Source organism: Paenibacillus sp. MT86, from assembly GCF_058792535.1.
In genome coordinates this window covers 3,499,643-3,514,278 of record NZ_CM179499.1, presented here as the reverse complement: position 1 = coordinate 3,514,278, position 14,636 = coordinate 3,499,643, and the positions used below count along the sequence as shown (strand labels likewise).

The following is a 14,636-nucleotide window of genomic DNA, read 5'->3' as shown; positions in this document are numbered from 1 at the left end:
CGGTTGAAACATATATTGATAACAGGTACATCAAGAGGTATTGGTGAATCGTTGGCTAATCAATTAATCGATAAGAACCATCACCTTATATGCATTTCTAGAACTACGAACCAACGGATTATCGATCTAGCCCAGGGGAGGGACTGCAGAATTGATTATTTTAATTTTGATTTAACAAACATTGGCGAGATTGATCAACTTTTTGAGGACATCTTCCGTCAAATTGAGCTTTATTCCAACGATGAAGCGATCTATCTTATCAATAATGCTGCCATGTTGACTCCAGTGAGCCCAATTGAACGGATAGAAACGGATAAAATAATTGAGAACATCCATTTAAATCTATTAGCACCAATGATAATAACAGCTAACTATCTTAAACGTACCCAAGATATGAATGTGGACAAAAGAATTTTAAACATATCCTCAGCATCCGCAAAATATTTATTACCCTCACAAAGCTGTTACAGCACTGCAAAAGCTGGCCTTGACTCATTTACCAAAAGTATAGACATTGAGCAAAAGCTCGTGACATATCCAGCAAAAGTAGTCGCTGTATATCCAGGTATGATCGATACCCATTTACAATCGGAAATTCGATCTGTAAGTAATGATCTTTTCCCATATGTTAATGAGTTCATTCGATTTTCTGAGGAAGGGAAGCTACAAACGCCTGAATACACTGCGCACAAATTAATTGAGATTCTGCTAAGCGAAGATTTTGGTAAGAATGTTGTTATAGAAACCATGGACCAATAAACGTGAGTGAAGAACACCTGCGAGACAGGTTGTTTATGGGTGTGATTTGATAGAAGAAGAAGGAGAGGCATTCCAGCGCTTCGCCTTTTCTAAGAACCCATTTGTGATTAGCAATCCGTAAGAAACAACCCAAGCTGAGTTGTCCTATAATGTAGTTAATGTAGAGATCCCTCATGAACAAAGGAGAACTGAAAATGAGAAAACTCGTTCTATTTTTGCACGCATCGCTTGACGGTTTTGTAGAAGGGCCGAACGGTGAAATGGACATTGGCTGGGTTGCTTACGATGCTGATTTGGAGAAGCACGCGAAAGAAATTCTGAGTACTGCCGACACTGTCATTTGGGGACGTGGAACTTATCAGATGATGCACAGTTACTGGCCATCTGTGCCCTCGAACCCATCAGCTTCGCAGCATGAACTTAATCATGCCGAGTGGATCGAAAAGACAGCCAAAATCGTTTTTTCCAAGACGCTGGAGAAAGTCGAATGGAACAATTCCAGACTGGTGAAAGAAGATGTCGAGGAAGAGATCAAAAACCTCAAACAGCAGCCAGGCAAGGATATGGTCATCCTCGGCAGTCCTAGGTTCGCACACTACCTTATGCAGCTTGATTTAATAGATGAGTATAAAATTACGGTTTCTCCCGTCCTGATCGGCAGCGGGTTGCCGTTATTCCAAGGTCTCAAGGAGAAGGTCAATCTTAAACTTATCGAAAACAAGACATTTGATTCTGGAGCTATAGGCCTCGTTTACCAGACGGTTCGATGACTCTGTCTCCAAAAGTAGATTACGCTAACGGGACACGATATATCTCAATGAAGAAATTGAAGGTAGCCGGCCGACTCCAAAGTCGGCTACCTTTTTCGATATCTATTGCCACAGCCGTGATGAATAGGGAAAAGCCCGCTTGTTATTTAGACACCTGTCGAGGGACAAGAACATGATGACTATGAAAGTCGCAATCTATGCGGCTTTTTATATTTATGTTATCAAGTTCTTGTCAAAACATAATGACAAGAACATGGTTACATTCCCAATATTGACATCGACAGCGGCAGACGCCCTGTTATTATAACGGGCAGGATAGTCCAATCGTTCGGTGAGTAACTTCAAGCATATAATAATGAAAGCAGGGAAGTACATGAAACACGTGGAATAAATATACAGCGATTCAATAGTGGCATGACGGTGAAACAGATGTTCCTACGAAGGTCATGTTTGATTTCGTGTGCAAAGCTGTGGGTGGAGAGTTAGCTGAATCGACTGAAGAAACTAGCGAATGCAGGTGGGTTCCAAAGGAAAATGTTCTGGATTTGATCACTTTACCCGCAATCCGCATGCGTTATGAAGCTTATTTGAACTTTAACGGCTCTGTGAATTATGTGGAGTACGTCACTGCGACAACGTCAGAATGCAATGTCAAGCTTCAAAGGAATGTTTAGTTGTACGTGTTCTTAAATCCTTAGGAGGGTGACACTATGAATGATACATGGAACCCCGAATCGTCAGGTGTGCTGCGCCTTCCTTCAGGTCGACTCGTCCGCGGCCGAGCACTAAAACGTCCACTTCCCCAAGGGCTTCAGCCCACTTTTGCACTCTACCTGCTCGGACGACAACCAGCGCCCGTTACTTGGGAAAGCCGCTGGATTCCTTGGCCGGACTTCTGGCTGCCAACAAACAAGGCTGCAGCCGTTGATGCGCTTCGTGAAGCATGGACTCGGGCTGAAGTTGAACGGGTTGAAATCGCCTGTGGGGGCGGGATTGGACGAACAGGTACGGCACTAGCCTGTCTCGCTGTGATTGATGGATTACCCAATCATGAAGCTGTCGACTATATTCGGCAGCAATACAGTCCACGAGCTGTTGAGACGCCTTGGCAACGCCGCTTTGTCTCTCGTTTCAAATAGGGGGGCCCTATAGGTGGAGGATAACGCCGTGAGGTAGACAATGGTTAACTGTCAGGTGACAAAATCATAGTGACATTAGAAGCCGCTAATTATGCGGCTTTATATATTTATGTAATCAAGTTCATGTTGTCAAAGCACAATGAGTAATAGGAGGAAATAGATGATAGATATTACTATAGGAATAATATTCTATTCATTTGTAGCGGTCTTTACGATTTGGTTTAGTTTCAAACAAATTAAAAATGGTCTAAAGAAAAATCAAACCAGTACTATAATTAAAGGGTCACTTCTTCTTATGGTAGTAGCGATCCTTACTATTGCGTTCTACAATTTAGCAAAATCATTTATTTTAATTTATAGTACTTATTACAACCTGCCACTAAAAGAAATTTTCATAGTGTCAGTTTTTTTGCGACATTATGTCATCATCCTGAAAACAGGGCAACCTCAGAAAGTTGATCGAATATTTTTGTTACATGCCAATCAAATGTATGGCCGGCAAATGAATTGACCCGCCTGGAGCTAATCGTGATGATCGTCAGAGCCAAAAAGCTTCGATTGGAATCGGAAGCGAAGGCCGAAATTACCGATGCAGATCAAATCCCTGCATGGGCAAGACCATACGTGACCGCAGCAGTTTAAGCAAAACTGGTTCAAGGAAGAGGACAAGGGCTGTTCGCTCCCAGGCTCGTGCAACCCGAGCCGAATCCGTAAGTTTGATTGTTGCACTTCTCGGCCAGTAAACTAAAGTCGAATATATATGGATAGAGCTAGAGAGTACGGTTTCCTGGAAACCGTACTCTTATGTCATGTTGTATATCTTATAAGGGCTTGACTTTCCCCTGCACAGGAAACTGTATACTCTCATTATGTTACAGATTGGAGATGATATTTTGTTCAAAATCAGTGCATTTTCCAGGCTAAGCAAGGTCTCTTTAAAAACACTGCGTTATTACGACCAGATTGGCATACTTAAGCCGAGAAAGGTAGATCACGATACTGGCTACCGGTACTATTCAGCAGATCAGCTTCTTGAGCTCAATCGAATTTTATTTATAAGGAATTGGGGTTTACATTGCCCCAAATCACACAGCTGCTCCAGGAAGATATTACATTGGAGAATATTCAAGGCATGTTTAAGCTGAAAAGAAGCGAAATTCAGCAAAATATCGATTAGGAACAAGCCAAACTTGTCAGGATTGAGGAGCGTATGCAGCTTATAGAAAGAGAGGGGCAATTCGAAACTGGCCAAGATATACGAATCAAAGCCGAAGGTGCACAAACATTTCTTTTTCAAAAAGCATACGGAAGTGAAGAAGACATTCCAGGGTTATTTCATCAATTGGATCTGTTATTAACAACGGAAATTCGCCAGTTGATCCAAGGCCCTCAAGTTGTTTTATGGAAAAACATAGACGGAAAAGAGGATGAGTTTGAGTTTGAAGTCGGTTATTTCTTAACCTGCGAGCTCCAATCATCTCTAGAGCCATTTCAACAACGGATTCTTCCTCCTGAACCGATGATGGCTACAATGGCTTTTCATTCAAATTCAAAATTTGATGTTGCGGCCTGTGCCCATATAGCGAAATGGATTGAGAAAAATAACTATCAGATCAAAGAAAACGAAGCGGGTAGAGAACTGTATATATCGTTATCTCCAGAACGAGATGCACAATTCATCGAAATACAAATTCCAATACTAAATAGATAACTGAAGAAGGTGGGTTGGAATAAATTGAAAAATAAAGGGATCATCTACGTCTTGGCACTAGCCGTTTTTTTGATTGGAACCATTGAATATATTATTACAGGAATCATTGAGATGATGGCTGTGGACTTGGGAGTATCAACTTCCGAAACTGGGTTACTGGTGACTGTGTTTGCTCTTGCCGCGGCCGTTGTCGCTCCGATTTTGATTGCAGTGACGATCAATGCAGATCGGAAAAAGCTTCTGATAACCGCCCTAAGCGTATTCATTGCCAGCAATGGATTTATGTTGGTAGATCTTCCTTATGAAATAGTACTATGGGTACGAATTATACAAGGAGCTAGCGGAGGAATCGCAACCGTAGTGGCCATGGCAGTAGCGACACGACTCGTTGAAAAAGAAAGAAGAGGCAATGCTATCGGTATTATTTTGATGGGGCTTAGCAGCTCGCTAGTGCTCGGTGTTCCCATGGGCACATTTTTTAGTGAGATGTTTGGCTGGAGAATTCTATTTATATTAATCGGATTATTAAGTGTTTTTCCATTACTTATCATCTATAAAAAGGTTCCGGCAATCAAAGAGGAAGAAAAGGTTACCCTCAGAATGCAGCTCTCCATTTCTAAGGAATTCATCCATTCTGACCGCCTTGGTTATTACTTTATTTTATATCGGCGGCTATTCTTCACTGTTCACTTATATTACGCCTTTCTTGCAAGCTACATCTTCTCTTTCCATAGCCCAAATTAGCGGTGTTTTATTCCTGGCGGGAGTTTGCAGCTTTGTCGGATCAAGAGTGGGTGGACAATTGGCCGATGCAAAGGGATCGAAATTTACCATATGTCTCGGGCTCCTGTTACAAGGGGCGACTCTTCTTTTATTCGCTCTAGCCGGTGTCCATCTCTTGGTATTAATTTTGAATTTAATGATTTTTATGTTAGCAACGTGGAGTATTTCCCCTGCCCAGCAACTATATCTGGTTACTCTAGCACCTCGAAATCCAGACATCGCCCTTAGCGTAAATACCTCGTTCATCCAATTTGGTTTTGCATTGGGATCTGGACTAGGCGGGGTTGTCATCAGTCGTACATCTGTCCTGTATTTAAATTGGCTGGGTTTGGCCGCTGTATGCATAGCTTTACTTCTTTCCATCTTGTTATTTAAAAAAATGAGCAATAGGATTAAAACTCCTATGGCTTCTTAATAAGAAATGGACTGGACTCCGATTGAGTCAGTCCAGGAGACGGTGCGCAGTTTCGTCGGCGTGAAGCACCGATTTCGGTGGGTGGCAACTGTGGGCGACGTGCAATATTTCTACAAACCAAAAGTGCTGTTGATCGCGGGAGGTCGAGATAATAAAGTACCGTGGTTAAGCTGCTCCCTGATCGTGACAAGGTACTGTGTTGATAGGAGAACCGGCCAATCTAATTGAGGCTGCGGCACTATGTTGGTGAAGGCTGGGGCTCGTATAAAGGGGGGCTGATGGTGCTAGTTGAGGTAGGCGGGTTCCGCACCCGAAAAAGGGAAAGGTGAATGGTCGAAAGATAAATGTGTAGCTCTTATATATGAACCGGCCTCCAGCCAGTTCATTGTTTGATGTCGAGGAACAAGAACATGCTCCCATAAAAGTCGCTATTGCAGCGACTTTTTTTGTTTTATCGGCTACAAGTTCTTGTACCGAGGCGAGGACAAGAACATGAGCCGATTACCGATTAGATGAGGATCTGACTAGATTTCCCTGCCGTTTCATTAAGCTAATGAGCAGGATAATCCAATATTTTTATGGAATATAACAATAAATGGGACGAGGGGGGACGCAAATGCTTTTTCACTTCAGTGAAGACGATAGTATCCATATATTTGTGCCAAAAGAAAAGCAAAATCGTCCGGATTTTCCTGCGGTAGTTTGGGCACTTGATGAAGAGCACGAGTTTACGTACTATTTCCCTAGGGATTGTCCCCGAATTGTGTGTAGAAAAGATGAGGCGACAACAGACCAACATTTACAACTCTTCTTTAATAATTCTATTGCCAATACCATAATTACAGTAGAAAGTGACTGGTATTCGAGGATATCAAAGCAAAGCATATTTCGATATGGTTTTGACGATGAGGGTTTTGAGCTTTTTGATAAAACAGCTGGCTACTACATTTCTCGTCAAGTAGTGAAACCCAAATCAGTTGAAAAATATGAGAATTTGTTGGAGAGATTATTCCAAAAAGGAATTGAATTAAGAATCACATCAAATTTATACCCGCTTAAGGAAGCAATATTAGCTTCCGACTTCACTGGATATGGGATACATAGATTTAATAACGCAAAGAGACTCTAAATTAAGCTTACTGCGAAACGTTAGTTTAACAAAGACAAGAAGGCAGCCGGTCAATTGATCAGCTGCCTTAATTATGCTAACGGGCAGTTTTATAGAAGAATCGAGACAGAGGAGGCGTTCCAAAGGATCTAAGGAGAATTTGCGGCCGAAGGGATGATTAACTCGGAAGCATATGAGGCTCCGTTTAACCGACTGTTGGCCATCGTTACCGACCGAAACGGCGTGTGCTGGGTGCTGTCCTATTATCATCGAACTAAATGGCTGAGAAGTCGAGAAGCGAGTCGTCCTATGGGGCGACTTGTAGACTCTTTAGGAGCTGGAACAAGTATTGTTTCCTGTCGAGGACAAGAACATGTTACATGAGTGGGTGAGTAACTGATATTTTTGTAGCCTGTACGCAATCCTGTTTCAGCCATTTCCTAATCCTGGCGCGGGATATTTTAATGTCGACTATAGAATGTCTTATCGTCGTTAATTAACGAAACTCGATGGTTCAATGGGAACGCATAAGTGTAGGTGTTTTAAATAAAAGTGCAGGATTTATTCTTGGATGATCAGGTCCTTGCGCGCATCATCGTCAATCTTACAAGCGTGTAAGGTAATTGTCATCTAAATCAATGGTACCAACCTGGCTGCTCCTCTAAAATACTCCCTTGATAGGATTATTTTTAAGGGGGAGTTGGCGTGAGGTTTTTTGAAATGCTGCTATTCTTTTCGAGTGCGTGTTTGTTGGCAATCCAGTTCATTGTCAATCAGCGTATCCGAAGATCAGCTTTGCTCCTGACAAGCGGAGCAGGCTCCATTTTTTTAGTAATCCATTTGCTAGTCGAAGGATACAGGGCTCAGCTATTATTTTTATACGGATTTACGCTCATGATGCTTATTCTATCACTGAAAGACGCTTTCAAAAAACCTGCAGCCGTTAAGACTGCTTCGCGAAACCGTAGGGTGCTGGGCCGCCTTTTTATCGGGTTTGGGTTAATCGCAACGGGATGCTTCCTATATGTGTTTCCCGTATTCAACTTTCCGGAGCCAACTGGCGAGCTGAAGGTAAGTACACAAGTCTTTCATTTCATCGATTCAAGCCGAGAGGAGACATTTGGCACAACCGCGACAGGCAAGAGGGAATTGATGGTTCAGGTATGGTATCCGGCCCAAGCGGGCTCCGGCAAGTATGCTTCCTTTATTCCAGATACCCGGATTTTACGTTATATGGCTGCGAACTATGGCCTTCCCGGGTATACTTTTCAACACTTGAAGTACGTAGCCAGTCATGCTTATTCGGGGGCCGAAGTCTCTTCAGCACAGACTTCATACCCGCTGATCCTTGCGAATCCCGGCTTCGGCTCTTCTAGGTTCCTCCACACGTCGCAAGCCGAAAATCTCGCGAGTCACGGATATATCGTGGCCGTGATCGACCACACCTTCAATACATTTGCAACTGAGTTTCCGGATGGTCGAATCACGACCAGCACAACCAACGACTTATTTTCGCCCGACCACGATTATCGGACCGAAAGCGGAAACCGCGACAAATTGGGAAAAGTTTTAACAGATGATGTGGCTTTTGCGCTGGACCAGTTCGAGCTTATCCAATCGGGGCAGATTCCAAGTCGATTTAAAGGGAAGATTGATCTTAAGCATATCGGGGTGTTTGGTCATTCCATCGGCGGAGCGACGGCCTATGACGCTTCTTACGATCCGCGAATCACGGCTGGAATAGACTTGGACGGAGGGCTGTACCGACTGCGTGACAGAAAGGGTCTGCAAAAGCCGTTTTTATTCATCCACTCGGAAAGCGAATTTGAACAATTAAAAAAGGTGAGGGATAACCGAGTTTACACGGATGCAGAGCTTGACCGTATGGGCTCAACAAGAGAGTGGATGGATCAGGTAACGGAAGATAAAAAGCTGGAGCTTGAACGGATGCGCGAAACGGTCAGCGAAGGGGGACAAGTCCTTTATATTGAAAATACGGAGCATTTGAATTTTACCGATGTCCAATTCATTTCTCCTATTTTCAAAATACTGGGCATTACAGGGGAAATAGCACCCGAACGAGCGAGCTCCGTTATTAATGCCTATATGCTGGATTTCTTCGACATGTATCTGAAAAATCAAGGTGGAAACTTAATGAAAGGACCGGATAGCCGCTTTCCCGAGATGAAGTTCGCAACCTCGCTGTTATAAATGATGGAACAAGTAAATTTAGGACCATTTCGATCCCCCGATCAATAAAGCTCTCGTGCAGTCTGAAGGAACAGTTTCGTCCCGTGTAAAGCCTCCTTTAATGAAGTAACTGCCAAGAGAATGTCTCTAAAAGGCTGCGGATTAATTGTCCGGATGCGGACATTAGGTGGCAGTGTCGATAGCGACAAAGAAGTTTCGATACGATCGAGATTCCCAGTTCTTCTTGAATCACGCTTAATGCCGTGTTTATGTTGTGTCTGTTATATTTGGCGTACAAAGTGGTTCCAAATTGCTTAAATAACTCAAAAATCGGCGTTACGAACCCACCTTTGCACACAATCATAGGTTCATTGTCCAGATCCGTAATATGGATGGTTTGATTCTGGATTCTAGCCATTTTTTAATCTCTTCGATGGTTCCTTCGTGAAGTTCAAATGTCAGCCCCGGATGTTTCTCACCAATGATTCGCAATATATTCGACAAGAAGTGCGTGGAGGCGAAGCCGGCAAAATCGGATCGTTTAATTTTCTGGTCCCTCTCATTGCGATCGTGATCAGCGTTCTCTTTTTGGGAGAAACGATTACGACCAAGATGGGGGTGGGACTTATTCTTACCCAATATGGTCGTATTCGTTCGGAGACAGCCCCAGTATCACGGATTGTCTTTGCTGCTATTACTTGCGATCAGATGTTCTGACCACCCGAGACTTCGATTCTCTGCGCATTAACCCAGCGATTGTCGGATCCAAGCAGGTTGGCGACTACAGGACCAATGTCCTCAGGTACGCCGACTCGACCAAGGGCAGTCATCGAGGCAAACGTGTCATTATAAGCAGGTATGTCGCGTACAGAACCTCCTAGAAAATCGGTTTCGATTGCTCCAGGTGCAATGGTATTAGCGGTAATGCCTCGGTGACCAAGTTCTTTGGCCATATAGATGGTTAGAATCTCGACCGCGCCCTTTGCGGCGGAATAGGCAGAGAAGCCAGGATAAGAAACGCGAGTGAGTCCCGATGAGAAGTTCACGATACGACCACCATCTGCAAGAAGCGGCAGAAGAGCCTGGGTCAAGAAGAATACGCCTTTGACATGCACATTAAACAGGCCGTCGAACTGAGCTTCTGTAGTTTCGGCATAGTCTATCATTTCTCCGTGGCCGGCATTATTCACTAAATGATCGAAAGTGGTACGATCCCAAGTTGACCGCAGGGTCGAACGTACTGTCTCAGCAAAGACCGCAAAGCTGGCAATATTTCCAACATCAAGTTGTAATGCCACTGCTTTACGACCCAAAGATTCGATCTCAGCAACAACAGACTTTGCTTCTTCTGCTTGGCTACGATAGGTCAAGATGACATCACCGCCATGACGGGCAATACTGATGGCAGTATTGCGACCAAGTCCACGGCTACCACCAGAGACGATTGAGATATTATTCATTGTAACTTCATCCTTCCAGGCTCATTTTTAATTACATTGTTATCATAGATTATAAAGTTCACTTTAAGTCAAGACTTTTCCACTGAAGAAAAAGTGTATAATGAAACAGTGAAATAATTGATTTCATCCTATCTTCCTTCTTCTTTCACAGCATAAATTTGGATTATTTAATTAGATATGCCAAAAAATTAATTAAAGTTTACTTTAATAGGAGGCGATGAGTTTTATTTATGTTGACTATAAGGAAAGTGACTGAATTGACAGGAATAGCGGCTCCCACACTTCGATATTACGAAAAGGAGGGGCTGCTTCCACATGTGAAGAGAAATGAAAATGGGAAGCGGTTATATGACGAAAATGATTTAAGCTGGATTCACTTCGTTACTGCGCTTAGAGCTACAGGAATGCCGATTGCTCAAATTCAGAAGTATGTCTACTTGTATAAAGAAGGGGATTCGACGATTTCGGAACGAAAAATGATGATGCTCCATCATAAAAAAGAAATTGAGAAAAGCATAAGAGAGCTATATTTTAATTTGGATAAAATAAACTATAAACTTGCTCTATATGATGTAATAGAATCTCAGATTGAACGAACTAACATCAAAATTTGATTATGCCCAAATACAAAGTCGCTAATCTAGCGACTTTGTATTTTTGTATAATCCGAAATATCGGTCAAATTTAATGAACTTCAACGATGTTACAGATACGGAACGATTCCAAATAGCGCGGGAGCCCCGACAACCGTTTCATGGCATCGAGTAGGACGTACGGTTGCGCACATCGGTTTTTTTAAGATAAGGAGAGGACGAGAGGAACATGAATGTGGAAGTGTATACGTTAAATGCTTTTGCGAAAGGGGACCGTTGCGGTAAACCAGCAGGCGTCGTCTTGGAGGATGGCCTTTCGGACCGGTATAAATGCCAAGAAAATTTAATGTTCCTTCGGTTATGTTGAAAAAGCCGACCATTCAAAGAATCAATGGAGGCAGTCGAGAAATGTTTGAGACACTGAATCATGCGATTACAGCGAATCAACTGCATCCGGTCATCGATCGTGTGTTTCCCTTTGGGTTTTGGAAAAGTTGCGATTAAGCTATAGTTAGTCAGGCTGTCTTATGCGCGTTTTTTATAGTTATACAACATATGGATTCGGTTTGAATGACAGGCTCATTCTTTAAAATAGGGCGTAATCCCTCTTGAATATAGGTTCTCCACTAACTTGAAAAATTCTTCTGACGATAAGTCGTTTTGACGCTGGAGCCAAAGACGAAATAGAGAAAGGGAAGTTGTGAGGTAAAACTCAATGAAGTATGGCGTTAAGGAATGGTTTTGCGGAACGTTTAATTCTAATTGATCCAAAGTGATTTCTTTTTTTAAGCGTTTTAAAAAACGGGTACTTCCATAATCACCCAAAAGGGCATTAAGGATCAGGAGATGTTCTCTTTTATCCAGACAATAGAGCGTATCTTGATCCGTATGCATCGATAGCTCTTTATTCGCCAATTCTTTTTTCATGTCATTTAATAAGTCATTTTCAACATAGTCTAACAATTCGTAAATGTCAGTAAAGTATTGATAAAAGGTGCTGCGGTTATATCCTGACTTATTCGCAATTTCCTGAACCGAAATCTTTTCAATCGGCTTTTGGCTATATAATTCACAAAAAACTTCTATAAACGTTTGTCTTGTTTTCTCCATTATTTGGGGCTGCTTTTTCATGATACCCTCCTACTAGCCAATAAAAATATCATCCGACAAATTCTAAAATACTGATGGTTGATCAAGGAATAATAAAGATTTATGATCACATCATACAACATGTTGTCTGATAATCCAAAGGAAATGTTAATAAGTAGGGGTGGTTTTCATGTCAGCAAAACAAGACAGAATTTTAATTTTTGGTGCAGGTGTCATCGGGAGCATGTACGCAATGAAGCTTATTGAAGCAGGGTTTGACGTTACGCTGTTTGCACATTCAAAAAGATTTAAATCATTAAGCGAAAATGGCCTGCAGTATACAGAAAAAGGTTCAGTTAAATCTATACAAGTGAAGGTCATTGATTCGCTCGAAAATGACGATATATACGATTTTATTTTCGTCACCGTTCGTTATGATCGGTCCGAATCAGCGTTGTTAGCGCTAAAAGATAATCAAAGCAAACATATAGTTACGATGACTAGTAATTCAATTTGGTTTTCTTCGTGGCTGGATATTGTAGGGGATCGACTTTTACCCGCTTTTCCCGGCTTCGGCGGACAGATTAAAGATGGAGTATTGCATGCACGATTTCTACCAAAGTTTATAATGGCAACTGTATTTGGAGAGATTAATGGTGTAGTGACAGAACGCATAGAAAACCTCGCAAAATTATTTAAAACAGCAAAGCTTCCGTACGTTATTAAAAAGGATATGCAATCGTATCTCATCACACATTCCGTATCAGACATTGCCATGTTGAGCGTTTTGCATTCTGAAAATAAGATAATTGACAAAAAAAGAATCGGAACCAGAAAGACGGCACGCAAAATAACAGCCACTTTAAAAGCGTATCTATTGGCAATACAAAAAGCTGGCGTTTCAATTGATCCACCAATGCTTAAAATGGTGCTTAAATTTCCAAACTTATTTTTGGATCTTTTCTTTATGACATGGCTACGAACTAAAATGGTTAGGGATATGATGTTGCCGGATTATGCGAATAATGCGAATAATGAGATTGTGCAGCTGAGTCATGATTTAATGAAATTTTTAAATCAATATGATGTCAAATCGGAAATTCATCTTCAGTCATATTTTTGTTAAAAGTATTATGGTGATGTTTGATTTATTTTCCATTAAATCCTTCAAATTCACAGAACAATAAGCGGATGCCCGCATAAACGGAGGTACAAAGCTAAACTTGCTGCAGGCATTAAGCTAACGGACTGTTTATTGGCGGATCGGCATTTCTTGTCATGCGAAAGCATAAAGAAAAAAGAACTACTGTAATCCGCTTAATCGTCATATCGACGGTTTAGCGGATTTTGTGCAAAGATGAATTAAATCAACTTATACATAGCAACCGCACCTCTAAATCGATAGACTCTAGTTGAGGTTGTTGTGATGAAGGACGGCCAGCTCATACGAAGGGGTGTAACGAATGAACGAAATCATAAAGAAGAAGCTGCTGGACAAAAATGAACTGCTGATCAACATGGTGATCGAACGCGCAAGAAGAGATTTTCAAGACGATATCGCAATTATTGGGCTTACTGGTTCGTTTAGCACCGGGGACTTTCACGAAAAGAGCGATCTTGATTTAATTATCATAAATAATACGGAAAGGGGATGGGGAATATCCGATTGCTTCATCTTAGATGACGTTGGCTATGACATCTATTGCACCCCATGGGATACAAGAATACACGCACAATCCATCTTAGAGAGTCCTAACGTGTCGAGCCTAACCGAGCTTAAAATTCTCTATTATGCAAAGTCTGAGGATTTGGAGAAATTGAACGACTTTAGGCAGAAAGCTCTTGATGCGCTTGCGGAGCCGATAGGAGAAGCGTGTCTTAATCGAGCAAAAAAATGGATCGATCTGGCTAAGAAAGCATACAGCGATACGATGCTGGGTGATAATATCGGTTCAGTGAGACATGCATCTGCCGGCGTTCTGTACAATTTGGTCAATGCCTTGGTCAGCATGAATAACACGTGCATCAAACGAGGTGTCAAGCGATATTTAGAAGAAATACGCTCGTATCGCCATGTTCCAGATGACCTCGAATCCTTATACATGTCTGTCATCGAAGCTCATACCATTGAAGATATCAGAATTGCCTCTTTTAATATGTTGAACAGCGTTACGAGGTTACATAGCAAGATGTGTGATAACTTCATTGTTAAACCCGCTCCGACTTTTGATAATCTGAGGGGAACTTACGAAGAATTGTGGTGCAACTACCGCAATAAAATCTTGAACAGTGTTAAAACGAACGATGCCTCCTATGCCTTTCTTACGGCCTTTGGAGCACAAGGATATCTTGATGAAATGGCTGCGGAGAAAGGAACCAAGAAATTTGATCTTATGCAGTACTTTGATGCAAGTGATTTATCAGTAATGAAAGAGAAGTTCCTTGAAATGATGGATGAATATGTAGACGAATATGGTAAGGTCGGTAGAGAAGTCGAACGTTTTACAACCATCGAGCAATTATATGACCATTATATCAATCATTGATCTTACATCCCAGTTCGTGTACTATCTTTGATCATGCTTGACACGATCAACCTTTTTATCTAAGGTCCATATA

General features: G+C 41.9%; 13 protein-coding genes and 1 pseudogene. 12 read left to right on the top strand and 2 right to left on the bottom strand.

Translation table 11 applies throughout. The features are described from left to right. Positions 1-3: 3 nt before the first annotated feature. The 9 genes and pseudogenes from AC3RCL_RS15575 to AC3RCL_RS15535 all read left to right on the top strand — a co-directional run bounded on the left by AC3RCL_RS15575 (position 4) and on the right by AC3RCL_RS15535 (position 9,592). Positions 4-759 (top strand): (S)-benzoin forming benzil reductase, encoded by a 756-nt coding sequence (locus tag AC3RCL_RS15575; RefSeq protein ID WP_492530525.1) that lies wholly within the window; start codon positions 4-6, stop codon positions 757-759. 194 nt (positions 760-953) lie between these two features. Beyond that, a complete protein-coding gene (locus AC3RCL_RS15570; RefSeq protein WP_492530523.1) occupies positions 954-1,529 on the top strand; it encodes a dihydrofolate reductase family protein in 576 nt (191 codons plus the stop codon). A 710-nt stretch (positions 1,530-2,239) separates the two neighbouring features. Continuing rightward, positions 2,240-2,668, top strand: coding sequence for a protein-tyrosine phosphatase family protein (locus AC3RCL_RS15565; RefSeq protein WP_492530521.1), 429 nt, complete (start codon positions 2,240-2,242; stop codon positions 2,666-2,668). Between the two features lie 893 nt (positions 2,669-3,561). Beyond that, positions 3,562-4,379: pseudogene (locus AC3RCL_RS15560) on the top strand (MerR family transcriptional regulator). A 24-nt stretch (positions 4,380-4,403) separates the two neighbouring features. Next, the gene (locus AC3RCL_RS15555; protein WP_492536234.1) at positions 4,404-5,123 is read left to right on the top strand and encodes an MFS transporter; all 720 of its coding nucleotides are present in this window, start codon (positions 4,404-4,406) and stop codon (positions 5,121-5,123) included. Next, a complete protein-coding gene (locus tag AC3RCL_RS15550) occupies positions 5,023-5,577 on the top strand; it encodes an MFS transporter (RefSeq protein ID WP_492536232.1) in 555 nt (184 codons plus the stop codon). The genes AC3RCL_RS15555 and AC3RCL_RS15550 overlap by 101 nt, the downstream gene beginning before the upstream one ends. Before the next feature lie 616 nt (positions 5,578-6,193). Beyond that, complete coding sequence (locus AC3RCL_RS15545) at positions 6,194-6,706, top strand: DUF6886 family protein (protein WP_492536230.1); 513 nt, start codon at positions 6,194-6,196, stop codon at positions 6,704-6,706. A gap of 684 nt (positions 6,707-7,390) precedes the next feature. Next, positions 7,391-8,896, top strand: a complete 1,506-nt coding sequence (locus tag AC3RCL_RS15540; protein WP_492536228.1) for an alpha/beta hydrolase family protein — start codon at positions 7,391-7,393, stop codon at positions 8,894-8,896. Between the two features lie 423 nt (positions 8,897-9,319). Next, complete coding sequence (locus AC3RCL_RS15535; protein WP_492536226.1) at positions 9,320-9,592, top strand: hypothetical protein; 273 nt, start codon at positions 9,320-9,322, stop codon at positions 9,590-9,592. On the opposite strand, the gene AC3RCL_RS15530 is transcribed toward AC3RCL_RS15535, so the two are convergent. Further along, positions 9,580-10,335: an SDR family NAD(P)-dependent oxidoreductase gene (locus AC3RCL_RS15530; protein WP_492536224.1), complete on the bottom strand. Its 756-nt coding sequence runs from the start codon at positions 10,333-10,335 to the stop codon at positions 9,580-9,582. The two genes, AC3RCL_RS15535 and AC3RCL_RS15530, sit on opposite strands and share 13 nt — an antisense overlap. A gap of 230 nt (positions 10,336-10,565) precedes the next feature. On the opposite strand from AC3RCL_RS15530, the gene AC3RCL_RS15525 reads away from it, so the two are divergent. Beyond that, a complete protein-coding gene (locus AC3RCL_RS15525) occupies positions 10,566-10,949 on the top strand; it encodes a MerR family transcriptional regulator (protein ID WP_096773792.1) in 384 nt (127 codons plus the stop codon). A 558-nt stretch (positions 10,950-11,507) separates the two neighbouring features. On the opposite strand, the gene AC3RCL_RS15520 is transcribed toward AC3RCL_RS15525, so the two are convergent. Then, a complete protein-coding gene (locus AC3RCL_RS15520) occupies positions 11,508-12,059 on the bottom strand; it encodes a TetR/AcrR family transcriptional regulator (RefSeq protein ID WP_492536222.1) in 552 nt (183 codons plus the stop codon). A gap of 148 nt (positions 12,060-12,207) precedes the next feature. Here AC3RCL_RS15520 and AC3RCL_RS15515 point away from each other — a divergent pair, with 148 nt between their 5' ends. Together AC3RCL_RS15515 and AC3RCL_RS15510 are read left to right on the top strand one after the other, a co-directional pair. Further along, positions 12,208-13,143, top strand: a complete 936-nt coding sequence (locus AC3RCL_RS15515; RefSeq protein ID WP_492536220.1) for a ketopantoate reductase family protein — start codon at positions 12,208-12,210, stop codon at positions 13,141-13,143. A 337-nt stretch (positions 13,144-13,480) separates the two neighbouring features. Then, positions 13,481-14,563 carry a nucleotidyltransferase domain-containing protein gene (locus AC3RCL_RS15510; RefSeq protein WP_492536218.1) on the top strand — a complete coding sequence of 361 codons (1,083 nt, stop codon included), beginning with the start codon at positions 13,481-13,483 and terminating at the stop codon, positions 14,561-14,563. Positions 14,564-14,636: the final 73 nt, after the last annotated feature.